Raw genomic sequence first — 21,552 nt, 5'->3', positions numbered from 1 at the left:
CGGGCGCCGAAGCCTGTCTATCTCGCCTACCCTTTCAACGATCCCGCCATCATCCCCTTGATGATTCGCTCCTGACCGAACGCGTAGGCCACGATCAACGGCAGCGACGTCAACGTCACCACCGACAGCATCGCGGGAATGTTCGACGAGTACTGCCCCTGAAAGTCCCAGATGGCCAGCGGCAGGGTGCGATTGTGCGGAGTCGAAGTCAGAACGTAGGCGAATATGAACTCGTTCCAGAGCGCAATGCCGTTGTAGATTGCGACAGTGGCAAGCCCCGGCATCGAGAGCGGAAAGTAGATTCGCCAGAAGACCCCAAACGGCCCACAGCCGTCGAGTTGCGCGGCCTCGTCGAGCTCGCGCGGAATCTGGCGCATGAACTCGGTCAGAATGAAGATCGAAATCGGCAGGCTCAACGCCACGTAAGGACCGATGAGCGCGAAGCGCGTGTCGTAAAGCCCGATGTTGCGGATCAACAGATAGATCGGCACCAAGGCAGCATGCAACGGAACTATCATGCCCGCCACGACCAGGCCGAAAAGCAGTTTGTTGAAACGGAAACGCAACCTCGCAAACACATAGGCGGCCATCGCGCTGAACAAGACGATCAACGCGACCGAGAGCCCAACCACGAAAACGCTGTTCCCCAGGTAGGTGAAGAACGAGCCGCGCAGTACTTCGAGGTAGTTCTCGAAGTCGAGATGAGCCGGGAGCGCCCAGACAGAGTTCGAGTAGGTCTCCTCCTGCGTCTTCAGGCTCGTCGCCACAATGAAGACAAACGGCAGCGTCGTCACCGCAAGCCAGACGAACGCCATCAGCAGAGTGCCGGGGCGGCGCCGAACGCCGATCAGCACGCGCTGGGCCGCCCCAAGCGTGCTGAACACCCCCTCGGGGGACTGCGCCCGCAGGGCGCGTGGGGGTAGTCGCGTCACTTCAGACCTCCGTTTCATAGCGACGCGTCGCGCGCAGTGCGACGCCCGCGACGAGCGCAACGATGGCGAACATGGCCGACGCGATCGTGCTGCCATACCCGAGCTGGAAGGAGCTGAAGACCGTGCGATACATGTAGGTCGCCATCAGCTCGGACGAGCTCTCGGGACCACCTCCGGTCATCACGAAGATCAGGTCGAAATAGCGCAAGGAGCCGATGATCGAGAGCAGCGCAGCCGTCCGGACCGTGCCCTGCAAGTGCGGCAGCTTCATTCGCCAGAAAATCGTCCATTCCGACGCGCCATCGAGGCACGCGGCCTCGCCAATCTCTGACGGAAACGACGAAAGACCGGCCAGAAACAAGATCATGTAGAAAGGAATGTTCTGCCAGCAAATCACCGCGATCGTGGCAGCCAGCGCATAGCGCGTGTCCCCGAGCCAGTCTTTCGCGAGACCGTCGAGCCCCATCGCGTGCAACGCCGCGTTCAGCGGGCCGAAGTTCGGATCGTAGATGTTCTTGAACAGTACTCCGATGGCAACGCTCGACATCAGCAACGGCAGGAAGTACAGCACTTTCAACGTGCGCGAGCCACGGCCGGCTTTATCGAGCAACACCGCAAGCGCCAGTCCGATCGGCAATTGAATCAGTAACGAGAAAAGCGCCAGCAGCAGGTTGTTCCCGAGCGCCTTTCGGAAGATGTCGTCGTGCGCAAGCCGCACCCAGTTGTCGAATGCGACGAAACGGGCATTGTTGCCGAGCCCGTTCCAGTCGAGCGTCGAAAGCTGAAAACTCGACATCAGCGGATACAGGAGAAAGACCGATAACAGCACGAGCGACGGTGCGAGCAAAACTCCGATCACGATCCATTGCGATCGCATGCGTCGCGGCTTTGCCGCCTCGACAGCAATCGCCACGCTCATGTCATTCTCCCGAATCGTCGCGTCATCGCAATATCGCTCACATGTTGTCGTTACCGCCCCGCATCGGCTTTGGCGGCCGCTTCCATCTGTTGCGCGGCGGCTTCGGGCGTCAGCGACAATCCGAACAGCGCTTGCGTCGTATCCTTGTGCAATTCGCCAAGTTTCGGCGGCAACTCCTGGTCGTACCAGAGCTGGACGCTCGGCGCCTGCAACGCCAGCGCCTGCAGGCGCTGAAGGAACGGGTCCCTGACCGGGACATCCTTGACCGGCGGAATACGAGCATCGGCCTCGCGTTCCTGCATCGATACGTCGTCGGTCAACGTCTTGACCAGCTTGAACGCCGCATCACGGTCTGCGCACTGCGCCGAAATGCTCGTAAAGCTCTCGCCGACGGTACCGATCACATCGCGCGGATCGCCTTTGCCGCCAGGGACGCTCGGGAATGCGAAGAAATCGAGCTTCTTGTAGAACGCGGGATTCTCCTTGCGTATCGTCGAGGCCTCCCAACCGCCCATCAACTCCATTGCCGCACGACCGGAATAAAGGAGTCGCCGCGATCCGCCGATATCGTAATCGAGCCCGTTGAAGCCCTGCGCGAAGGCCCCCGCTTTTACGAGTTGCTGAATGTATTGGCCCGCCTCGATGAAAACCGGATCGGCGAAGCTGCCGCCGGGTGCTCGATCGACGGCCTTCCGGAAAACTTCCGGTCCGCCGAGGCGGTCCACGAGGTACATGTAGTACATCGACCCCGTCCATTTGTTCTTGTTCGCGAGCGCAAAGGGGGCGATCCCATGCGACTTGAGCGTCTCGACGACTTTCATCAGATCGCCCCATGTCGCCGGCGGAGTCAAACCGTATTGTTTGAACAAATCCTTGTTGTAGAAAATGACGGCCGCCGATACGTTTTCAGTCGGAATGCCATACACCTTGTTGTCATAAGTGACCGCCTTCCACGCCGTCGGCAAAAAGCGGTCGCGAAATGCGGAATCTTTGCGCAGATAGGGCGTAAGGTCGACGACCTGACCCGAGTTCACATACTCGCGCAAGGGCCCGCCGCCCCATGAATCGAATACGCACGGCGGCTGCCCCGCGCCGAACGCCACCTTGAGCTTGGCCTTGTACGCGTCGTTCAGCACATGCGAGTCCTCGACCTTGTAGCCGGGGTTCTGCTTTTCGAAGCGATCCGCCGCGTCGCGTACGACCTTCGGGCCGTTGCCGTCGGTCTGGTGGTCCCACTCGACGATTGTCTTTGGGCTTTGGGCGGAGGCCGCCGCGGCCCACGTTGCCATCACCGCGCATAGCAGCGCTGCCGCGCCTCGAGCCGACGCGCGTGCGCCGCCGGAAAACCACCAGTCCATATTCGTCTCCTCTCATGCAATTCGCGATGAGTTTTAACGTTACCGCTAACGTTCAGCCGATGGTAGGTTTGCTGCGCCCTGCGCGCCATGAGGGTTTACCCAGCGGATCGCGACATGGCCGGCTCGTCGCTCCCGTGGTGCGTGGCGCTCGCAGCTCCGACAGGCCGGCCCCGACGGCCCGCCGGAAGGCGAGAGCCATGCGATCAGCGATGGAGCATCGCTATCGGCGAACTGCTGCTGTTACAATGCAGAAGAGCGTTAGCGATACCATTCGCTAACCGTCGAAGCATGCGTCGAACCCCAACGGCAGCAACCATCGGTACGAAAGCAGACGGAAGCACACTCTGGAAAAGTCATCGGTCATGACGAAGCAAGCTCCCACCCTCGCGCATGTCGCAAAGATCGCGGGCGTATCACAGATGACGGCGTCGCGTGCGCTCAACAATCGTCCCGGGGTCTCGCGTGAAACACGCGACGACGTACTCAGGATCGCGGCCGACATCGGCTACGTGGTCAACCGCAGTGCTCAGAAGCTTTCAGGTGCGCGCAACGGGGTGATCGGAATCATCACGCCCATGCTGGACAACCAGTTCGTGAGCGAATTGATTCTGGGGGTGGGTCGGGCCGCTCGCACCATTCACTACGAGACCCTGGTCTATACAGTGTTCGACGAAGACCGGGACGCGCATCGAAGCGTGCTGGGCTTGCTGCAACAGTTCGCGGACGGCGTCGTCGCCATTTTGCCACGCGACTCGGCCTATTTCGATGCGTTGGCAGCGGCCCACGTTCCGGTAGTGCTGATCGATCAGCGCGGCTCGTTGACGCATTTTCCCTCCGTGTCGGTGGACAATTACGGCGGCGGCTGCCTTGCCGTCCAACACCTGGTCGACCTCGGACATCGACGCATCGCATTCATTTCAGGCGATGAGACCATCGAAGGCGTGAGAGACAGACGCAGGGCGTACCAGGACACGCTCGAGCGGCAGGGATTGAGCAGTGAGCCGGCGCTCGTCGCCGAGGGCGATCTCTCGCAAGTGACCGCGTTCGAAGCGACATCGCGCCTGCTCGAAATGCGCGAGCCGCCGACGGCAATCTTCGCCGCCAACGATCTCAGCGCGTTCGGCGCGATCGCCGCCGTGCGCGAGGCCGGCCTGCGTGTGCCGGACGATATCTCCGTCATCGGCTTCGACGATATCCCGATGGCGGCCCAGGTTCACCCTGCCCTCACCACGGTGCGTCAGCCATTCCAGCAGATGGCGCGAGCGGCCGTCAGCACGCTGCTTGCGAGCATCAACGGCACGGAGGCCGCGGCGGCGCGCATCACGCTCCCTGCGGAGCTCCTCATCCGCCAATCCACGAGCCACGCAAGCAGCGCGCGGAGAAAACGCACCGGTCGGCAGCCGAAGCCTACGCGCGAAGTTCGATTGCGAACATAGCAACTCGCGTTCGACTCCCGCCGGTCGATCGTGTCACTCGTCAATCCGCAGCACTAACTCTGCGGCCGGACCGTTATGTCTGCTTGCCCGGCAAGTTCGTCGCCCCACATTCGACCAATTGACATTTTTCGGTGTCAGCCTATGCTTTGAACGCCGAGAAAAGCCTGGCGGCAACCGCTTCCCTTTAGTCGGTCAACGAACGATCACACGGAGCATCGCATGGCCATTACAAGACAGGTAATTACGTCGCTGCAGCGCGACGGCACCGACATGCTGGGGACCAAGGGACTGGCGGTGAAGATTGCCGACGAAAGTATCGTATCGGGATCGCTTTTAACCGTGGAGAGCAATCATTTCTGTGTGCTGAAGTCACGCGGCGCCGTGCTCAACGTCTACGAGACGGGCCAATACGCGCTGACCACGCCCGACAAGCCGCTTCTCGGCTCGATTGCGCAGGGCTTTTTCGGCGGATCGTCGCCGTGGGTCTTCGAAGTCATCTACGTGAACCGCTCGAAGCTGCTCATTCGCAACCAGGGTGTTGCCACGAGCGCCGAAATGGCCGAGATGGCCTATCAGGTCGACTATTACATTCACATTGACTCGAAAGAGGCAGCGCTCGACTTGATCACGCACATGCCGTTCAACGGCAATTTCATCGATACGCAGGAAGTCGCCGAATATGCGGGCCCCGCGATCGAGCAGGCGATCAATCAGATCGTTCAGGTCACGAAAATGGAAAGCATCAACGAGCACATCACCGAGATCAGAGACTCGGTGAAGATGCACCTTTCCGATTTCCTGCGGACATTCGGCATTTTGCTCAACGACGTGAAGGTGCTGATCGTGCCGAAGGACGAGCGGATGCGCGAGCTGATTTCGCTGCAGGCGATCGGTCTCACGCCGATCGAAGCCGTCCGCTACTACCTCGCATTGCGAATGGCCGAAAAAGGTCTCGTTTCCGCGCCGAACGCCGCGGCGGGCGTGCCGTTCCAGATCGGTGGCTCGGCCGCCGGCGTTTACCCGCTGGCGGGTGACACTGGTCTTCCGACGGGCGCGTGAAAAATGGACTCGGGCTTTTACGACGACGGCGTGCTGCGGCAAACCGCGATCAATCTCTTCTACGGATGGGGCTACAACTTTTACCGGCGCGAGAATCAGCTACGCGCCGACGATCAGCTTGTGCGCAGCAAAGCCGCCTGGCTGCTCGGCATGTCCCGTACGAGCGTGGAGCTTGCCGCGGCCGAGTATCGCCGCGCCAATTGCGGCATACCGTCGCGCGAAAGGCCATTCCCCGATCCCTCCGTGAGCGCGGCATCGCAGCAGCTCGAGCGGCTCGCCGCGAGCATCAGCATGATCGGAGGCCGCTTGCAATCGCAGCCCGTGCCGGAGAACGATCGCATGACTGAACGCTATCGCCGGGAGGCCGATACGCTGAAGGCCCTCACCGATTGCGACGAGAGGCTGGTCGGCCAATGCAAACTGCTGCACGCGACGCTCGATACACGCGGCGGTGAATGGCTGCTCGAACATCTCGACGAACTGAATCGAGGGCTCGCGGCCATTCAGGAGACGTTGCGACGGCGGGAAGCGGCTTTGCTCGATCGGATCGAGTAACGGAGGTTTCGAGCGCGCGTCGCCGCGTCGTTACATCGCTTCTTCGCGATAGATCGCGGTAACGGGCGCCTCTCCCACTCGCGCGTAACCGCGATACATGCCTTCCGTATTGAACGGCATCGCGAGATTGCCGAGCGCATCGACGGCGATGACACCACCCCGGCCCGCGATGCGCGGCAGCCGGTTCATGACGACATCATGCGCGGCCTCGCGCAACGACACTTTGCGATATTCCATTTGAGCCGCGACGTCGTAAGCAGCGACGAGCCGAATGAACATCTCACCGGTGCCCGTCGACGATACTGCACATGTCGCATCGTTTGCGTAGCAGCCGGCGCCGATGATCGGGCTGTCGCCGACACGCCCGGGCCGCTTGTTCGTGATGCCGCCCGTCGACGTTGCCGCCGCGAGATGGCCGTTTCGATCGAGCGCGACGGCACCTACCGTGCCGAGCTTCGTGTCCGGGTCAAGCGGTTCCGGCGCGCGTGCGGCTGCTTTGCCGTTCTCCGTGCGAAACATCAACGCGCCCGAATCGTGATCCAGAACGGCTCCTGTGGCTTGCCGGGCCTTCAACCATTGCGCGAGCCGAAACTCGCTATCGAAGTAGCCTGGCTCGACCAGTTCGAGCCCTTCAGCCATCGCGAACGCCTCGGCGCCGGCGCCGGCCAGCATCACATGGTCGGTCGCTTCCATTACGCGGCGCGCGGCAATCACGGGATTGCGCAGTCGCGTGACGCCGCAAACGGCGCCGGCCGCGAGCGTCGCGCCATCCATGATCGCGGCGTCGAGCTCGTGCTTGCCGTCAGCGGTGTAGACCGAGCCACATCCCGCGTTGAAAAGCGGGCAGTCCTCGAGCATTTGCACCGCGATGCTCACGGCGTCGAGCGCACTGCCCCCTTTGGTCAAGACTTCCTGCGCCGCGGCGAGTACGGCGTTCAACTCAACCCGATAGTGCGCCTCGGTTTCCACATTCAAGTCCTGGCGCAGGATCGTGCCCGCACCACCGTGAATCGCAACGATGGCTTTTGAATTCATGGTTCCTTCGATGCCGGATGTTCCCGTTACATGCGTGGAGGTAGCACGGCAGGCCGGTCCGCGCGATCGTCATCGTCATCGTCGCTTTCGTCGAAATCCAACAGGAGCGCTCGCACTGTCTGTTTCATGGCCGGCAGATAATTCTTGACTGCTTCCCACACAACATCAAGGTCCACCTTGAAGTAGTCGTGTGCGACGACGTTGCGCATTTCATAGCTGCCCCGCCATTCAACTTCCGGATGAGCCTCGCGGAATTCGCGATGATGCTTATAGATCCGGTTGCTTGCTTCGCCGATAATCTCGATATTGCGAATCACAGCATCGATCAAAAGCTGGTTCTCTTTGAATTCGGCTTCCGCCATGTTTCCAATGTAGGATTCGATTCGGTCAATTGCCTCGACGATATGGCCAAGATAATCGCGAAGGCGGGGCGCTTTGCTGCTCATACCGGCTTTGCCTCCGCGAGAACGCGTGCCCGGAACTTGTCAGGCAAAGCATTCGGCGTCAGAACGTCTACCTTGACACCGAGCAGATCGGCCAACTTGTACCGAATGATCCCCACATTGAGCAGCGACATGCCCGGCCTTGGCTCGACCAAAAGGTCGAGATCGCTTTCTTCCGTGTCTTCGCCGCGGAGCACCGAGCCGAACACGCGCGCGTTCGACGCGCGGTTGTCCTCCACGATCCTGCGAATTTCCGCACGGTGTGCGTTCAGCGCGATAGATGGTTTCACGAGAAGCTCCGATTGAAGCGTTTATTATAAACCCCCACTGCGGGGTCGCGAAGGTGCCGAGTTCCTGAATGTGGCGTTCGACCGCATCGCCGAAAAGCGTCCTGCGCTCGAAGTTGCAATCGAAATTCGTCGCCATGTCACGCCGACGAATCATAATAACGGTCACGCTCAACGAGAAATGCGGAACGATGATGTCCACTCCAGACCGACCGCTGGCCACGCTCGATACGCCAACGCGCATGCCGCGCGCGGTCGTTCGCGCGGTGGCCATTGTGTTTCTCCTGCTTCTATCGGCCGCCATTGGCGGACGTGCGCTCGTGCACTCGAGTCTGCCCACCATCGACGGAACGCGTGTCGCGCCCGCCCTGCAGGCGCAAGTCACCATCGAGCGAGACAAGCTCGGTGTGCCGACACTCGAGGGGACCACCACCGCCGATATCGCCTATGCCACCGGCTTCGTGCACGGGCAGGATCGGTATTTCCAAATGGACCTGCTGCGACGCGTCGCGGCTGGCGAACTGGCCGCGCTCGTCGGCCCGCCCGCGCTCGATCTCGATCGGGTTCATCGACTCCATCGCTTCCGTGCCCGCGCGCACGCAATCGTCGCGTCGCTCGACGACGACTCGCGACTGCTGCTCGATCGGTACACGGCCGGAGTCAACGATGGTTTGGCATCGCTCAGTGCACGGCCATTCGAATATTGGCTGCTGAAAAGCCGCCCCGAACCTTGGACCGCGGAAGACACGCTGCTCGCGATCTACGCCATGTACTTCGATCTGCAGTACGAAGAATTGCAGCACACGCTCTCGCGCGCGGCACTGCGCGAGAGCGTGCCGGCCCGATTGCTGCCGTTCCTCTTGCCGACGTCGAGCCATTGGGATGCGCCGCTCGATCGCGTGCCGTCCCGCACCGCTAACAAGACCCGCGCAGCCCCCATCGAAAGCTACCCCGTTCCTCCCTCCACCCCTGATTGGGTGGCCTCTGCGCCCGTTCATGCACACGCACCTGAAAAAGAAGACATGGCGGCCCTGCCTGCGGCAATGGTCGGGAGTAACAACTGGGCAGTCGATGGGGCGCACGGCGCGAGCGGTGCCGCCATTTTCGCCAACGATATGCACCTGGGGTTATCGCTTCCTAACATCTGGTACCGGCTCTCCGTTGTCATGAAGGATCCTCAGGGCGCGAGCCGTCGCATCACCGGCGTGAGTCTGCCCGGTACGCCGGCAATCGTCGCGGGCAGCAACGGCAAAATCGCCTGGGGCTTCACGAACAGCTACGGCAATTTCCTCGACGTGGTCGACCTCGAGGTCGATCCGCAAGACCCGCTGCGCTATCGAACGCCCGACGGGCACTGGGCGCGCGCATCGGTACATCGCGAGCGAATCGCCGTCAGCGGAGCGGCGCCAGTCGAATTCGACGTTGCCGATACTCAATGGGGGCCGATGCTGAAAACGGGCGCGCACACTTACGCGATACGTTGGGTCGCCCATGACGCGCGGGCAGTCAACCTCGGATTGGCCCGGCTCGCCGACGCAGACGATGTCGCCAGCGCTTTGACGATCGGTGCGAGTTGCGGCATTCCTACGCAGAACCTGACCGTCGTCGATGCGCAAGGCAATATCGGCTGGACCGTCGCCGGCCCACTGCCACGCCGGCTAGCGACGCATGCGTCGACGACGGCGTTGACGGATTTCCCCGTGCGAAGCAACGAATATCGCGGCTGGAACGGCTATCTGAACCCGCCCGAATACCCCCGACTCGTCGGCCCTCCGGGTGGACGGATATGGACGGCGAACAACCGACAGCTCGCCGGAGTAGAGCAGTCGAAAATCGGCGACAGCGGCAGCGATGTCGGTGCGCGTGCCACGCAAATTCGCGATGCGCTCTTCGCGCGCGATCGTTTTAGCGAGCGTGACATGCTCGCGCTGCAAACGGACGATCGCGCGCTTTGGATCGAGCCGTGGCGGAAGCTTGCGCTCGAAACGCTCGACGAAGCCGCGCTCGAGGGGCATCCGCAGCGTGCGAAATTCCGGCGTCTCATCGAACAATGGAACGGTCGCGCGGACGCCGATGCGGTCGGCTACACGTTGGTGCGCGCGCTTTACTCCGCATTCTACGAGGCGTGGTTCGGCGGCCTCGATGCGGAGCTGGCAAAGACGCAGCCCGATCTCAACTATCGCCACGCCACCTCGCGCTCGCTCGCCGTCATGGAGGCGCTTGCCCAGCATCGAGCCTGGGTGCCGTCGCGTTTCGACGGCTGGCATGCGTTCGCGCTCGACCGCATCGATCGAGCCATCGAGTCAGTGACGCAAAACGGCACGACGCTCGACGAGGCGCGCTGGGGCGATCGCAATCGCGCATCGATCAAGCACCCGTTCGCCCGGATGATTCCATCGTGGGTTCCGGTACTCGAGTCCCGTCTGGAAGCGCCGCGCGATCCACTGCCGGGCGACATCAACATGCCGCGAATCCAGTCACCCTCGTTTGGTGCCTCGGAGCGCATGGTGATCTCCCCGGGGCATGAAGCGCAAGCGATCTTCGAAATGCCGGGGGGCGAATCGGGGAATCCGGCGTCGCCCTATTTTCTCGCGGGCCACGCGAACTGGGTGCACGGCAATGCGAGCCCGTTCTTGCCTGGTCCGGCCGTGCATCGACTCGTGCTGATGCCAGGCTCGTCGTCAAACTGAGCCTTCTTTCCTCGGCACGTCTTCCGGTTGACTCATGATCGCCGAACTCGCCGGGATCAATCGAACAACCCCTCGATCCCCGGCAGCCCCTCGCAACAATCGTTGACGAAAAACGTCACGAGCGCGCGTGCCCGCTCGGGCGCAATTCGGCATCGCTGTATCCTGCCCTGACGCTCCTGCGTCATGAGTCCTGTCGCGACGAGCTGAGCAATGTGATGCGCAAGCGTCGACTTCGGAATGCCGACCTGCTTTTGAATCTCGCCCACCGCAAGGCCGCCCTCTCCCGCTTTCACAAGAAGCTGGAAGATCTGTAAGCGGTGCGGATGACCGAGCTCGGCCATGCACCGCGCGGCGACGTCGAAGGCGATATCCGTCAATTTGGCAAGGGTTCCATCGTTCAACCACGGAGAAGCCGCGTAGCCTGGCGAGAACGAACGGTGTCATTGCCCCGCCGAGGCCGAGACCGAGGCCGGGACCGAAGCGAGGTGAACCCTGCTTCGACCCGACCGGGCTCAAGCCCTATGTCGCGCAAAACGTCGTCGCTCAAGCTGCCGAACAATCGCAAGTTTGCGCGACGCCGACGCTCCGCGGCCAGATTATCGAAAATGTCACGGACCCAGTCAAACATGATCGAACCTTGATTGAACGATAGTTCCAGAACTATAGTCCAATCATCGACGAATGCAAGGAGAACCTGCATGCCAGAGGTCACGGAAAGACCGATTCGAGCCACGGGAGGCTGTCTTTGCGGCTCAGTGCGATACACGGTTCGCGGCGAGTTGCGCGATGTCATCGCTTGCCACTGCCCGCTCTGCCGCCGCCTGCACAGCCACTTCGCGGCCTATACCGAATGCGATTCGGCCGACATCGAGATAGTCGGCACGGGCAAGCTGCGTTGGTACCGCTCCTCGCCTGTTGCACGACGAGGCTTCTGCTCTCGATGCGGCGCGCAGTTGTTTTCGGAAAGCAGCGACAAGCGGCGGATTGCGATCGCGGCGGGGACGATCGATGAGCCGACCGGGCTACGGCTCACGCGGCACATGTGCGTTGCGAAAAAGGGCGACTATTACGAAATCGCGGATGGCTTGCCGCAAATCGCCGGCCGGCAAAGCTGCGAATGAGGCGTTCTTCAGCGCGGCTCTGCCTCGCGGCTCGCCTTCGCATAGAGCGATGAATCGGCGAACCCTTCGGCCGCGAGCACATGGCCGACGAGGATCAGCGCCGTCCGTTCGATGTCGGTCTGCCGGACCTTGTCGACGATATCGGCCACTGTTCCGAGGACACGCTCCTCATCGGGCCAACTGGCACGATAGATAACGGCAATAGGACAATCGTCGCCGTAATGCGGGCGGATCTCCTCTACGATGCGTGCGAGGTGCCGCACGCCGAGATGAATCGCCATCGTCGCGCCGTGGCGTGCGAGATCGCCGAGCCGTTCGCCCTCCGGCATTGCCGTCTTGGTTGCGAAGCGCGTCAGAATAAGCGTTTGCGAGACATCGGGCAAAGTCAGCTCGCAACCGAGCGCGGCGGCACAGGCGGCCGTCGCCGTGACGCCGGGCACGACTTCGTAAGGAATGCCAAATAAGCGGATGCGGCGAATCTGTTCGCCGATCGCTCCATAAAGCGACGGGTCTCCGGAATGTAAGCGCGCGACGTCCTGCCCTTTGCGATGCGCTTCGACGATCAATGCGACGATTTCATCGAGATCGAGTTCTGCCGTATTCACCACGCGCTCGGCGACGTTGCCCTCGAGCACCGCGGGAGGAACGAGCGACCCTGCAAAAAGAATGACGGGACAAGTCCGCACGAGCCGTTGCCCCTTCACGGTAATGAGCTCGGGATCGCCGGGTCCGGCGCCGATAAAAAACACTGTCATCCTGTACTCCGTTATGGGGCGGCTCTGACTGCACTAGTGCCGATCTCGCCCGACATCACACCGAGCTGGTCAAGCGCACTCATCAGTGCCGAAACTTCCTCGAACGTGCGATCGCCCTCCGGCAGCGAGGGACGGCGCAGCATGATCACCGGCATGCCGCGCTCGCGCGCGACGTCGAGCTTCGCTTCCGTCGCCTTGCCGCCGCTATTCTTGCTGACGACCACGTCGGTTCCGCATGCGTCGAAAAGTGCGCGCTCGCCTTCGACCGTGAATGGTCCGCGCGCGCCGATCACAAGGCTGCGCTCATTGCCAGCGTGCGCATCGAGACATCGCACCGTCCAGTATTGATGGCCAGGGATTTCATCGAGGTGCGAGAGCGGCTCGCGTCCCAGCGTGAAGAGCGGCCGAGCGAAGCCGGATAGCGCGGTCACGAGATCGCTCCAGTCATCGACCAGGCGCCAATCGTCACCTGTCCGCGGTTGCCAGGCGGGACGATGCAGTGCCCAATACGGCACACCCGTGGCGCGACTAGCAGCGAATGCATTGGCGCTGATTCTTGCGGCGTAGGGATGCGTTGCGTCGACGATGAGGCTGATGCGTTCGGCGTCGACATATCGCGCGAGTCCCACGCTTCCGCCAAAACCGCCGACACGTATCACACATGCGGGTTCGTGCGGCAGTTTCCCGAGCCCCGCGAGACTATAGACATGCTCTGGACGCAGCCCACGTGCGATCCGCAGCGCGTCACCGGTACCACCGAGCAGCAAGATTCGCGTCATCGTGCTTCCCCGACAAAATTGCCTTGGCGATCGATCGCGAACGTTTCGACGGCGACTTCCGGTGGCGCGACGTGACGCGCGACCTCGAGCGCATGCCGGCAAACGACGTCGCCAAGCGGTACGTCCTGCTCCTTGGCGAGAACGAGCGCCTGCTGGCTCGTATTCGCCGCGCGGATCGCGGCCTGCAGCGCAGCGTCAGCGCCGTGATCGCCTGCCCACCGAGCCAGCAGTTTCAGATCGATGCTCGATCGGCTGCTATGCAGATCGAGGTGGCCAGCGGCAAGCTTGCTCAGCTTGCCGAACCCGCCGCAAATGCTGAGACGTTCGACGGGCGCGCGACGCAAGTGTTTGAGAACGGCGCCGGCGAAGTCGCCCATTTCGATCAGGGCGATCTCGGGCAGCCCGTAACGCGCGCGCATAGCGTCCTCGCTCGCGTTGCCCGTACAGGCGGCGACATGCCGATAGCCGTTTGCGCGCGCCACGTCGATGCCCTGATGAATCGACGCAATATAGGCCGAGCACGAAAACGGCCGAACGATGCCGGTCGTACCGAGAATCGACAACCCGCCGACGATGCCGAGGCGCGGATTCATTGTCTTCAGCGCGAGCGCTTCGCCGCCCTCGACGCCGATTTCGACTTCGAATCCGCCTTCGTAACCGTATTCGGCGGCCAGTTGGGCAAGGTGCTCGCGCATCATCTGGCGCGGCACCGGATTGATCGCCGGTTCGCCGACCGGTACGACGAGACCAGCGCGCGTCACGATGCCGACACCTGCGCCCGCGTGAAAGCGTACGCCCGGATCGGCGCTCAGCCGTACGCGCGCGAATACGACAGCGCCATGCGTGACATCGGGATCGTCGCCCGCGTCCTTGACCGTACCTGCCTCCGTACCGAGCGTGCCGTCATAGCCGTTCACGAAGCGGCAATAGACGAGCTGCATCGGAACATGCTGTCCCTTCGGCAATACGATTTCCGCAACATCGCTGGCGATGCCGCCGAGCAACAGCCGCGCCGCCGCAAGCGACGTCGCCGTCGCACAGCTTCCGGTGGTATAGCCGCTGCGCAACGGCCGCTTCGTTTCGGGCGTTTCCTCGCGCATCATCGATCACCGTCATCCGCGCCCAGGCGAGCTTCGTCGTCACGAGGCTTCGCTGCTTCGAGTATCGTGATCGGCAACGCCTGCCGCCACGTATCGAATCCGCCGAGCGGCTCGGCAACGCCGAGCGCAATGCGTGTGAGCGTGCCGCCGCATCGATCGCGCCAGGCCATGAGCGCCGCTTCGCCCTGCAACGTCACCGCATTGGCGACAAGCCGACCGCCGGGGCGCAAGCGCGCCCAGCATCTTTCGAGCACGCCCGGGACCGTCGCGCCGCCGCCGATGAAGATCGCGTCGGGCATCGGCAAGTCTTTCAACGCCTCGGGCGCGCGCCCCGCGATCAGTTGCAGGCCCGGCACGCCGAGTGCGTCACGGTTGAGCTCGATAAAGCGCTGCCGCTCTCGATTCGCTTCAATCGCGATGGCACGGCAGGCCGGATGGGCGCGCATCCATTCGATACCGACCGAACCGCAACCCGCGCCAACATCCCACAGCAGTTCTCCCGGCCGCGGCGCAAGACGCGAGAGCGTGACGGCGCGAACGTCGCGTTTGGTGAGTTGGCCGTCGCTGACGAAAGCCTCGTCGGGCAGTCCGAAGGTCAGCGGCCACGAGAAGCCGCCTTGCGCTCGACACTCGAGCGCGACGACGTTCAAGGCGGCAACCTCGGCGCCCGGCCAGGCGTTCGCGCTCGTTTGGATGCGCCGCTCTCGCTCACCGCCGAGGTGTTCGAGCACAGTCATTTTCGTTGCGCCGAATCCTCGCTCGCGCAGCGATGCCGCGATCGCAGCGGGTGTTTCGCCATTGCCGCTCAAAACGAGAACGCGGGCGCCGTCATAAAGATGGCGATTGAGCGTAGCGAGCGAACGACCGACGAGCGACACCACGGCGACCTCGTGCAGCGCCCAGCCAAGCCGCGAAGCGGCGAGAGACAATGATGACGGCGCGGGCAGCACGCGCCACTCATCAGCCGGTACCTCGCGCGCCAGCGTCGCGCCGACGCCGAACCACATCGGGTCGCCGCTTGCCAGAACGCAGACCGGCTCGCCTCGATGCGCGAGAACATGAGCGACGTCGAACGGCCTCGGCCACGGCTCGCGCCGCGCGCGGATGCGGCCCGGCAGCAAAGCCAGATGACGATCGCCGCCGATGATGATCGAGGCGTCGATGAGCGCGCGCCGTGCGGCCCGCCCAAGACCGGCAAATCCGTCTTCGCCAATTCCTACCACCGTCAGCCAAGCCGGCATGGCATCACCTTCCATCGATCTCCGCTTGCTAGAACGTCCAACCCCTCGCCGCGGGCCAGTGCGCGGCTTCGTGGACGCTACGAAAAGCGGCATAATACCGCTTCGCCGGTGCTCCTTACCGCCGCGATGCCTAACTCCGTCGAGCCTTGAGCCACGATCCGTCTTCCTCGCTTCGGCCCTCGGCCTGTCCATCGCTTTCGCGCATCGTCGCCGCGCGCGACGGCGGCCTGTGCCGCATCAAGCTGCCCGGCGGCCAATTGCGCGCCGAGCAGGCGCTCGCCATGGCCGAGGCAATCGATCATCATGCCTCGGGCGTCATAGAGCTGACGAATCGAGCCAATTTGCAACTGCGCGGCGTGCGCGCGGGCCACGAAACTGCATTGATCCAGCGACTGATGCAGGCCAGGCTCGGGCCGCCGCAGACGCCGTTCGATCCGATGGCGGCGCCGCCATCGTCGCCGAGCGCGGCGGCCGCTGAGGCCGCTGAGCCCGCCGCTCAGCGAGCGCGGGCGGCCGCAACCGACGACGTGCGCAATTTGATGATCAGCCCGGCCGCCGGCCGCGACATGCAGGCGTTATGCGATACGAGGCCGCTTGCCGAAGAGATTCTCGCACTGCTGCAAAACGAACCCCGGTTCTCCGCGCTCTCGCCGAAATTCGCGTTGCTACTCGACGGCGGCGAACGCCTCGCGGTGATCGATCATCCTCACGACATCTGGCTGTCGGCGATGCCGCCTCAAGGCGACGACGGTTGGTTCGCATTTGGTCTCGCAGGCAGTCCGTCCTCTGCGTACCCCTGCGCGCTCGCCGCGGTCAGGCACGAAAACGCAGCCGCATTCGTGCGCGCCTCGCTCGACACGTTCCTCGATCTCGCCCGCGCTGACGATACACGGATGCGTCACTTGCTCGCGGCATACGGCGAGGAAGCGGTCCTTGAGCGCATTACGGCTCGCCTCGATTTCCCGCTGCGACGTGGAGCCGATGTTGAGGCATGGCGCCGGGCGAATGCGGATCCGACATTGCGATTCGGTGCGCATAGGCAGCGGGATATCGGCTTGTGGCATGTCGGCGGCCAACCGCCGCTCGGCCGCATCGATAGCTCGACACTGCGCGGCCTCGCGCAACTCGCGCTGGGGCATGGCAATGGTTTACTGACGGTGACACCGTGGCAAAGCGTGCTGCTGACCGATGTTAGGGAGTCCTCAATACCAAGCGTCGAAGCGGGCCTCGATGCGCTAGGTCTTGTTCGCGATGCCAGGGAGCCGTTCGCGCGATTAGTCGCGTGCGCGGGCTCGGCTGGTTGCGCCAAGGGTGTTGCCGATACCAAAGCGGATGCGACTGTGCTCGCACGGCGGTTGCCGGTGGGTGTCGAAGTCCATCTGAGCGGCTGCATGCGCTCGTGCGCAGCCGCTCATTGCATGCCCTACACGCTTCTCGCCGTCGAGCCGGGCTGCTATGACCTTTATCGGCAATCCGCCGTATCGGATCGGAAAACCACCGCATCGGATCACGCGTCGGAGTGCAGCGACAATTGCATCGGTCAGGTCGCTGCAATCGCTGAGCCCCAAGAGAAAGACGTTGCCTCACAGCGATTCGGCGAGCGCATTGCCGCTCGCCTGACCATCGAACAAGCCGCCCGCCTGCTCGGCGAGGCGGCGGCCCGGAGCCAAACTTATGCTTGACTACGTCCGCGACGGCCAGGCCATCTACCGTGAATCTTTCGCGACGATTCGCGCCGAAGCCGATCTCTCCCGAATTCCGGCCGATCTCGAGAAGCTCGCGGTACGTGTCATCCATGCCTGCGGGATGACCGACATCGTCGACGACCTGCGCTTTTCAGCCGGGGCCGGTGAAGCTGGCCGACGCGCGCTCGCGAGTGGTGCGCCCATTCTCTGCGACTCCCGTATGGTCGCCGACGGTATCACCCGGGCGCGGCTGTCTGCCGGTAATCGTGTCATCTGCACGCTAGGAGAGCCGAGCGTCCCCGAACGCGCTCGCGAGCTAGGCAACACGCGCTCGGCAGCGGCGGTCGAGCTTTGGCGACCGTACCTCGATTCAAGCGTCGTCGCCATCGGCAACGCGCCGACCGCGCTTTTCCATTTGCTCGAAATGCTGGCCGACGGGGCGCCCCGGCCTGCGCTCATCCTCGGCTTTCCCGTCGGATTCATCGGCGCGGCTGAGTCCAAGGCGATGCTCGCGAGCGGCAGCTTCGACGTGCCGTTCGTCGTCGTCGATGGCCGGCGAGGCGGCAGCGCGATGGCTGCAGCCGCCGTCAATGCACTCGCCACAGAGAAAGAATGAATAACCCGAACTCCCGCGCTCGCATAATTTCGTGGCCTCATAGCGTGCCACAGAGGAGGCACGATGATCCGTAGCCAAGGGCGCCTCTATGGGATCGGCGTCGGCCCGGGCGATCCCGAGCTGCTGACCCTCAAGGCCTTGCGACTGCTGAAGGCCGCACACGTCATCGCCTATTTCGTCGCCAAGGGGAAAAAAGGCAATGCCTTCAGCATCGTCGAGACGCATTTGTCCGACGGGCAAACACGGCTGCCTCTCGTCTACCCGGTGACAACCGAGGCGCTCGAGCCGCCCCTCTCATATGAGACGATCATCGCCGACTTCTATGACACGGCTTCCGCGCTGATCGCCGAGCATCTCGGCGCGGGCCGCGACGTGGCCGTCATTTGCGAGGGCGATCCTTTTTTCTACGGCTCGTACATGTACCTGCACGACCGCCTTTCGCCGCGTTTCGACGTCGATGTCGTACCCGGCGTCTGCTCGATGCTGGGCGGCACGGCCGTGCTCGGCGCGCCTCTCGTTTATCGCAACCAGACACTATCGGTGCTTTCGGGCGTACTGCCGGAGGACGAACTGCGTCGGCGGCTCGCCGACGCGGACGCCGCCGTGGTGATGAAGCTCGGCCGCAACTTCGACAAAGTGCGACGCGTGCTCGACGACCTCGGCCTCGCCCAGCGAGCCCTTTACGTCGAACGTGCGACGATGACCAATCAGCGGATCGTGCCGCTCGACGAAGTCGACCCGATGGCGTCGCCCTACTTTTCTCTGCTGGTCGTGCCGGGGGAAAAATGGCGAGGATGACCGCCGCGCCCGCCATCGTCGTGCTCGGGCAAAGTGCGCTTGCGACAGCGCGCCGCGTGCAGCAATGCTATCCAGGCTCGCAAGTGCATGGTCTGCGTGCGCGCGTTGACGCCGATGTCGCCTACACTGAACTCGGTCCGCATCTGCGCGATCTCTACGGTCAAGGTACACCGATCGTCGCACTTTGCGCCGCGGGCATCGTGATTCGATGCGTCGCGCCGATGCTCGCGAACAAAGGCGTCGAACCACCGGTGCTGGCCGTCGCGGAGGACGGTAGCGCAGTGGTGCCGCTGCTTGGGGGCTTAGCCGGCGTGAACGCGATAGCGCGCGACATCGCGCGGGTGCTCGAAGTAGCACCAGCGATTACGACGAGCGGCGAGCTGCGCTTCGGCACCTGCCTGCTCGATCCCCCGGACGGTTATGCGCTCGCGAGCCTCGCGCAAGGTAAGCGCTTCGTGTCCGACCTGCTGGCAGGCGAAACGGCACGCATCGAAGGGGATGCTCCCTGGCTCGACGATGTGGACGTTCCCCTCGCCTCCTCGTCACGCCTGACGATTCGCGTGACCGCTCAGGAGTCAGAGGAACGCGAACACGAACTGGTGATCCATCCACGCTGCGTGGTGGCGGCCATCGGGGACGACGCCTCGCCATCGGCAGACGAGATTCTCGGAGCATTGCGCGAGCATCGGTTGGCGCAGCTTTCGCTTGCAGCGTTGCTCGCGCGCGCTGATCGAATCGGAGAACGCGGTCTCGAAGAGGCCGCGCGAACGCTTGGCGTTCCTCTACGTTTCATCGATGCCGATCAAAGTGGCGCGGCGCAATTGCTGAGCGTCGCACTGCGCGTCAGTCATGATGTATTGCTCGATCGTAGCCGCATTGCACTCGGCCTCGCGTCGACGCCAATCGATGTTTCCGCCCTCGGTCGGGGGCGCGGCCGGCTGACTGTCGTGGGCCTCGGCCCTGGTTGCGCTGAGTTGATGGTGCCGGCCGCGCGCACGGCGCTAAGCGAAGCGAGCGACATACTCGGCTATGAGACTTACCTCAGAATGGCCGGCCCGTTTCGCGACGACCAGCGCGTGCACGGCAGCGACAATCGTGAGGAGTTGCAGCGATCGCGACATGCCTTCGAACTCGCGGGTGAAGGGCGGAATGTCGCCGTTGTCTCGTCGGGAGATCCCGGCGTGTTCGCGATGGCTGCCGCGGTGCTCGAAGCACTCGATACCGCCCACGACCCGCGTTGGGCCACCGTAGAGCTGCGCATCTTGCCCGGCGTATCGGCGGCGATGGCGACGGCCGCGGTAGCAGGTGCGCCTCTCGGTCACGACTTCTGCGTGCTGTCGCTTTCTGACAATTTGAAGCCCTGGAGCATCATCGAAAAACGACTGCGCCATGCGGCCGAAGCCGATCTCGTCATGGCCTTCTACAACCCGATATCGCGCGCGCGTCCGTGGCAACTCGACAAGGCGCTCGAGATCGTCCGCGCGTACCGAAAGTCGGAGACCCGCGTCGTGCTCGGGCGCGACATCGGCCGGGCTGGTGCGTCGCTCGCCACCACGACGCTCGGCACACTGCGGTCGGACCAGGTCGATATGCGAACGATGGTCATCGTCGGTTCATCGACGACACGCGGCATACCCGGTGGGCCACATGGCGAGTGGATCTATACGCCACGGTGGTATGAGGCTTGACGCGCCTCACCTTCCGGTGCGTGCGATTCCCGTGGCACAAATCTCTTGAATCGAAGTTCGCCTTCCTGGCGCACTTCGAATTCCACGCCGGTTTCCTGAATGACGAATAGCGCAGTCGCGAGTGTGTTCTCGTCGTCCGGGTCCGCAGGGTCGTCGCGGTAAATCGGCAGACCTTTCGACGCCTGATCGAAAAGTACCTGCAAGAGATTCGACTCGCCAAGGCCGGGGAGACTCGGAAGAAGCTCGTCGAGTCGGGTCTGCCGGTCGCGGGACGAGGCGGTGACGATCTGCTCCTCGCCGCCACAGCCATCGTGGATGAGGTGATTGGCGTGCCCGGACAGGCGCGTCACCTCCATAACCGAGCAGCGACGTACCGTTGCTTCGATGCTGAAGAGCCGCGGGTCCCCTGCACAACCTAGTGTATGGTGAAAGCCGCTTGCGCGCGGTACGCCGTTGAGAATCTCGAGCGCGGCATCGAGTGAAGCGGCGTCGAGCACCGCGCGGGCAAGCACCATGCGGGGCACGCCGACCGCAGGATGCTTAATTCGCAGATTGTTGATAGCCTGCACCAGTCCGGCGCGGTTCACCGCGAAGGTATGCCCCGGCAGAGAGCCCGGGTAGTAGAAGCTCACGAATCCGGGCTTTCCGGCTGGGCGAACGTCCACGATTGCGCATTGGCCGCGCAGATAAGGGTCGCCATCTTCGTTATGCGCAATGAGCCGCTCATTAGCTGACTTGGCAGCGAGCGTCGTGCAACCGTCCGGCGCGTTGTGAATCAACTCTCCCCGGCAATTCCACAGGAAGACGTCCTCGGCGGGCCATCTCATGCCCGCCGCCATGCCTTCGATTTCCGCTACATAGTCGGGGAATACAGTTTGGGCAGCTTGGCGCAGCTCTTCAACAAACGAGTGTCCGCGCCATCTGCTGACCGCTTGCCACGCCGCGCTCTGACCCATATATGCACCCATCACGGGTCTGGCCAGTGAACCGAGCTGATATCCGATGTCGTACGCAGAGCCGCAAATGACAGAGGGTGTTAGAACCTGCATAAAAAC

Annotated in this window: 22 protein-coding genes; 9 read left to right on the top strand and 13 right to left on the bottom strand. The window is 63.0% G+C overall.

Features of this window, described 5'->3' with window-relative positions; translation table 11 throughout:
- Positions 1-26 precede the first annotated feature (26 nt).
- Genes AB4Y31_RS27050 through AB4Y31_RS27040 form a run of 3 tightly spaced genes read right to left on the bottom strand, consistent with a single transcriptional unit; the run spans position 27 to position 3,209 of the window.
- Complete coding sequence (locus tag AB4Y31_RS27050) at positions 27-932, bottom strand: carbohydrate ABC transporter permease (protein ID WP_368676697.1); 906 nt, start codon at positions 930-932, stop codon at positions 27-29.
- A 1-nt stretch (position 933) separates the two neighbouring features.
- Entirely contained in the window at positions 934-1,851 is a 918-nt protein-coding gene (locus AB4Y31_RS27045) for a carbohydrate ABC transporter permease (protein ID WP_368676696.1), read from the bottom strand.
- Positions 1,852-1,901: 50 nt separating this feature from the next.
- A complete protein-coding gene (locus AB4Y31_RS27040) occupies positions 1,902-3,209 on the bottom strand; it encodes an extracellular solute-binding protein (protein WP_368676695.1) in 1,308 nt (435 codons plus the stop codon).
- A gap of 362 nt (positions 3,210-3,571) precedes the next feature.
- On the opposite strand from AB4Y31_RS27040, the gene AB4Y31_RS27035 reads away from it, so the two are divergent.
- The 3 genes from AB4Y31_RS27035 to AB4Y31_RS27025 all read left to right on the top strand — a co-directional run bounded on the left by AB4Y31_RS27035 (position 3,572) and on the right by AB4Y31_RS27025 (position 6,259).
- Positions 3,572-4,645 (top strand): LacI family DNA-binding transcriptional regulator, encoded by a 1,074-nt coding sequence (locus AB4Y31_RS27035; protein WP_368676694.1) that lies wholly within the window; start codon positions 3,572-3,574, stop codon positions 4,643-4,645.
- Positions 4,646-4,864: 219 nt separating this feature from the next.
- Positions 4,865-5,704: an SPFH domain-containing protein gene (locus AB4Y31_RS27030; RefSeq protein WP_018441015.1), complete on the top strand. Its 840-nt coding sequence runs from the start codon at positions 4,865-4,867 to the stop codon at positions 5,702-5,704.
- 3 nt (positions 5,705-5,707) lie between these two features.
- Positions 5,708-6,259, top strand: coding sequence for a hypothetical protein (locus AB4Y31_RS27025; protein ID WP_368676693.1), 552 nt, complete (start codon positions 5,708-5,710; stop codon positions 6,257-6,259).
- A gap of 30 nt (positions 6,260-6,289) precedes the next feature.
- On the opposite strand, the gene AB4Y31_RS27020 is transcribed toward AB4Y31_RS27025, so the two are convergent.
- From AB4Y31_RS27020 to AB4Y31_RS27010, 3 genes are read right to left on the bottom strand one after another with little or no spacing between them, the layout of a single operon-like run.
- Positions 6,290-7,294 carry an isoaspartyl peptidase/L-asparaginase family protein gene (locus tag AB4Y31_RS27020; protein ID WP_368676692.1) on the bottom strand — a complete coding sequence of 335 codons (1,005 nt, stop codon included), beginning with the start codon at positions 7,292-7,294 and terminating at the stop codon, positions 6,290-6,292.
- Between the two features lie 26 nt (positions 7,295-7,320).
- Positions 7,321-7,740, bottom strand: a complete 420-nt coding sequence (locus AB4Y31_RS27015; protein ID WP_368676691.1) for a DUF86 domain-containing protein — start codon at positions 7,738-7,740, stop codon at positions 7,321-7,323.
- Positions 7,737-8,027, bottom strand: a complete 291-nt coding sequence (locus AB4Y31_RS27010; RefSeq protein WP_368676690.1) for a nucleotidyltransferase family protein — start codon at positions 8,025-8,027, stop codon at positions 7,737-7,739. The genes AB4Y31_RS27015 and AB4Y31_RS27010 overlap by 4 nt, the downstream gene beginning before the upstream one ends.
- A 188-nt stretch (positions 8,028-8,215) precedes the next feature.
- Here AB4Y31_RS27010 and AB4Y31_RS27005 point away from each other — a divergent pair, with 188 nt between their 5' ends.
- Positions 8,216-10,714 carry a penicillin acylase family protein gene (locus tag AB4Y31_RS27005; RefSeq protein WP_368676689.1) on the top strand — a complete coding sequence of 833 codons (2,499 nt, stop codon included), beginning with the start codon at positions 8,216-8,218 and terminating at the stop codon, positions 10,712-10,714.
- Between the two features lie 56 nt (positions 10,715-10,770).
- Here AB4Y31_RS27005 and AB4Y31_RS27000 read toward each other — a convergent pair whose 3' ends face one another.
- Both AB4Y31_RS27000 and AB4Y31_RS26995 read right to left on the bottom strand, forming a co-directional pair.
- Entirely contained in the window at positions 10,771-11,115 is a 345-nt protein-coding gene (locus AB4Y31_RS27000; RefSeq protein ID WP_199189650.1) for a helix-turn-helix transcriptional regulator, read from the bottom strand.
- On the bottom strand, positions 11,112-11,342 hold the full coding sequence (locus tag AB4Y31_RS26995; RefSeq protein WP_368676812.1) for a DUF1127 domain-containing protein: 231 nt from the start codon (positions 11,340-11,342) through the stop codon (positions 11,112-11,114). Before AB4Y31_RS26995 ends, AB4Y31_RS27000 begins: the two co-directional genes overlap by 4 nt.
- A gap of 70 nt (positions 11,343-11,412) precedes the next feature.
- On the opposite strand from AB4Y31_RS26995, the gene AB4Y31_RS26990 reads away from it, so the two are divergent.
- Positions 11,413-11,835 (top strand): GFA family protein, encoded by a 423-nt coding sequence (locus AB4Y31_RS26990; RefSeq protein ID WP_368676688.1) that lies wholly within the window; start codon positions 11,413-11,415, stop codon positions 11,833-11,835.
- Positions 11,836-11,843: 8 nt separating this feature from the next.
- On the opposite strand, the gene cobM is transcribed toward AB4Y31_RS26990, so the two are convergent.
- Genes cobM through cbiE form a run of 4 tightly spaced genes read right to left on the bottom strand, consistent with a single transcriptional unit; the run spans position 11,844 to position 15,710 of the window.
- Positions 11,844-12,590 (bottom strand): precorrin-4 C(11)-methyltransferase, encoded by a 747-nt coding sequence (gene cobM, locus AB4Y31_RS26985; RefSeq protein WP_368676687.1) that lies wholly within the window; start codon positions 12,588-12,590, stop codon positions 11,844-11,846.
- An 11-nt stretch (positions 12,591-12,601) separates the two neighbouring features.
- Positions 12,602-13,369 carry a cobalt-precorrin-6A reductase gene (locus AB4Y31_RS26980; RefSeq protein WP_368676686.1) on the bottom strand — a complete coding sequence of 256 codons (768 nt, stop codon included), beginning with the start codon at positions 13,367-13,369 and terminating at the stop codon, positions 12,602-12,604.
- Positions 13,366-14,469, bottom strand: a complete 1,104-nt coding sequence (locus AB4Y31_RS26975) for a cobalt-precorrin-5B (C(1))-methyltransferase (protein ID WP_368676811.1) — start codon at positions 14,467-14,469, stop codon at positions 13,366-13,368. Before AB4Y31_RS26975 ends, AB4Y31_RS26980 begins: the two co-directional genes overlap by 4 nt.
- A complete protein-coding gene (cbiE, locus tag AB4Y31_RS26970; RefSeq protein WP_368676685.1) occupies positions 14,469-15,710 on the bottom strand; it encodes a precorrin-6y C5,15-methyltransferase (decarboxylating) subunit CbiE in 1,242 nt (413 codons plus the stop codon). The genes AB4Y31_RS26975 and cbiE overlap by 1 nt, the downstream gene beginning before the upstream one ends.
- A gap of 146 nt (positions 15,711-15,856) precedes the next feature.
- On the opposite strand from cbiE, the gene cobG reads away from it, so the two are divergent.
- From cobG to cobJ, 4 genes are all read left to right on the top strand, one after another.
- Complete coding sequence (cobG, locus tag AB4Y31_RS26965; RefSeq protein WP_368676684.1) at positions 15,857-17,392, top strand: precorrin-3B synthase; 1,536 nt, start codon at positions 15,857-15,859, stop codon at positions 17,390-17,392.
- A complete protein-coding gene (locus tag AB4Y31_RS26960; protein WP_018441002.1) occupies positions 17,385-18,011 on the top strand; it encodes a precorrin-8X methylmutase in 627 nt (208 codons plus the stop codon). The genes cobG and AB4Y31_RS26960 overlap by 8 nt, the downstream gene beginning before the upstream one ends.
- 63 nt (positions 18,012-18,074) lie before the next feature.
- A complete protein-coding gene (locus AB4Y31_RS26955; protein WP_368676683.1) occupies positions 18,075-18,809 on the top strand; it encodes a precorrin-2 C(20)-methyltransferase in 735 nt (244 codons plus the stop codon).
- The gene (gene cobJ, locus AB4Y31_RS26950; protein WP_368676810.1) at positions 18,806-20,497 is read left to right on the top strand and encodes a precorrin-3B C(17)-methyltransferase; all 1,692 of its coding nucleotides are present in this window, start codon (positions 18,806-18,808) and stop codon (positions 20,495-20,497) included. Before AB4Y31_RS26955 ends, cobJ begins: the two co-directional genes overlap by 4 nt.
- On the opposite strand, the gene AB4Y31_RS26945 is transcribed toward cobJ, so the two are convergent.
- Positions 20,470-21,546 carry a C45 family autoproteolytic acyltransferase/hydolase gene (locus AB4Y31_RS26945; protein WP_368676682.1) on the bottom strand — a complete coding sequence of 359 codons (1,077 nt, stop codon included), beginning with the start codon at positions 21,544-21,546 and terminating at the stop codon, positions 20,470-20,472. The genes cobJ and AB4Y31_RS26945 overlap by 28 nt on opposite strands.
- Between the last annotated feature and the right edge of the window lie 6 nt (positions 21,547-21,552).

Origin of the sequence: Trinickia sp. EG282A, from assembly GCF_040965455.1 — a bacterium.
Lineage (GTDB): Bacteria > Pseudomonadota > Gammaproteobacteria > Burkholderiales > Burkholderiaceae > Trinickia > Trinickia symbiotica.
This window is presented reverse-complemented; position numbering and strand designations above follow the sequence as displayed.

What these genes read in the sequence shown, in the direction of transcription:
- AB4Y31_RS27045 (WP_368676696.1), bottom strand. Translation starts at nt 1,851, where the DNA reads ATGAGCGTGGCGATTGCTGTCGAGGCGGCAAAGCCGCGACGCATGCGA.
- AB4Y31_RS27040 (WP_368676695.1), bottom strand. Translation starts at nt 3,209, where the DNA reads ATGGACTGGTGGTTTTCCGGCGGCGCACGCGCGTCGGCTCGAGGCGCG.
- AB4Y31_RS27035 (WP_368676694.1), top strand. Translation starts at nt 3,572, where the DNA reads ATGACGAAGCAAGCTCCCACCCTCGCGCATGTCGCAAAGATCGCGGGC.
- AB4Y31_RS27030 (WP_018441015.1), top strand. Translation starts at nt 4,865, where the DNA reads ATGGCCATTACAAGACAGGTAATTACGTCGCTGCAGCGCGACGGCACC.
- AB4Y31_RS27025 (WP_368676693.1), top strand. Translation starts at nt 5,708, where the DNA reads ATGGACTCGGGCTTTTACGACGACGGCGTGCTGCGGCAAACCGCGATC.
- AB4Y31_RS27020 (WP_368676692.1), bottom strand. Translation starts at nt 7,294, where the DNA reads ATGAATTCAAAAGCCATCGTTGCGATTCACGGTGGTGCGGGCACGATC.
- AB4Y31_RS27015 (WP_368676691.1), bottom strand. Translation starts at nt 7,740, where the DNA reads ATGAGCAGCAAAGCGCCCCGCCTTCGCGATTATCTTGGCCATATCGTC.
- AB4Y31_RS27005 (WP_368676689.1), top strand. Translation starts at nt 8,216, where the DNA reads ATGATGTCCACTCCAGACCGACCGCTGGCCACGCTCGATACGCCAACG.
- AB4Y31_RS26995 (WP_368676812.1), bottom strand. Translation starts at nt 11,342, where the DNA reads ATGTTTGACTGGGTCCGTGACATTTTCGATAATCTGGCCGCGGAGCGT.
- AB4Y31_RS26990 (WP_368676688.1), top strand. Translation starts at nt 11,413, where the DNA reads ATGCCAGAGGTCACGGAAAGACCGATTCGAGCCACGGGAGGCTGTCTT.
- cobM (WP_368676687.1), bottom strand. Translation starts at nt 12,590, where the DNA reads ATGACAGTGTTTTTTATCGGCGCCGGACCCGGCGATCCCGAGCTCATT.
- AB4Y31_RS26980 (WP_368676686.1), bottom strand. Translation starts at nt 13,369, where the DNA reads ATGACGCGAATCTTGCTGCTCGGTGGTACCGGTGACGCGCTGCGGATC.
- AB4Y31_RS26975 (WP_368676811.1), bottom strand. Translation starts at nt 14,469, where the DNA reads ATGCGCGAGGAAACGCCCGAAACGAAGCGGCCGTTGCGCAGCGGCTAT.
- cbiE (WP_368676685.1), bottom strand. Translation starts at nt 15,710, where the DNA reads ATGCCGGCTTGGCTGACGGTGGTAGGAATTGGCGAAGACGGATTTGCC.
- AB4Y31_RS26960 (WP_018441002.1), top strand. Translation starts at nt 17,385, where the DNA reads ATGCTTGACTACGTCCGCGACGGCCAGGCCATCTACCGTGAATCTTTC.
- AB4Y31_RS26955 (WP_368676683.1), top strand. Translation starts at nt 18,075, where the DNA reads ATGATCCGTAGCCAAGGGCGCCTCTATGGGATCGGCGTCGGCCCGGGC.
- cobJ (WP_368676810.1), top strand. Translation starts at nt 18,806, where the DNA reads ATGACCGCCGCGCCCGCCATCGTCGTGCTCGGGCAAAGTGCGCTTGCG.
- AB4Y31_RS26945 (WP_368676682.1), bottom strand. Translation starts at nt 21,546, where the DNA reads ATGCAGGTTCTAACACCCTCTGTCATTTGCGGCTCTGCGTACGACATC.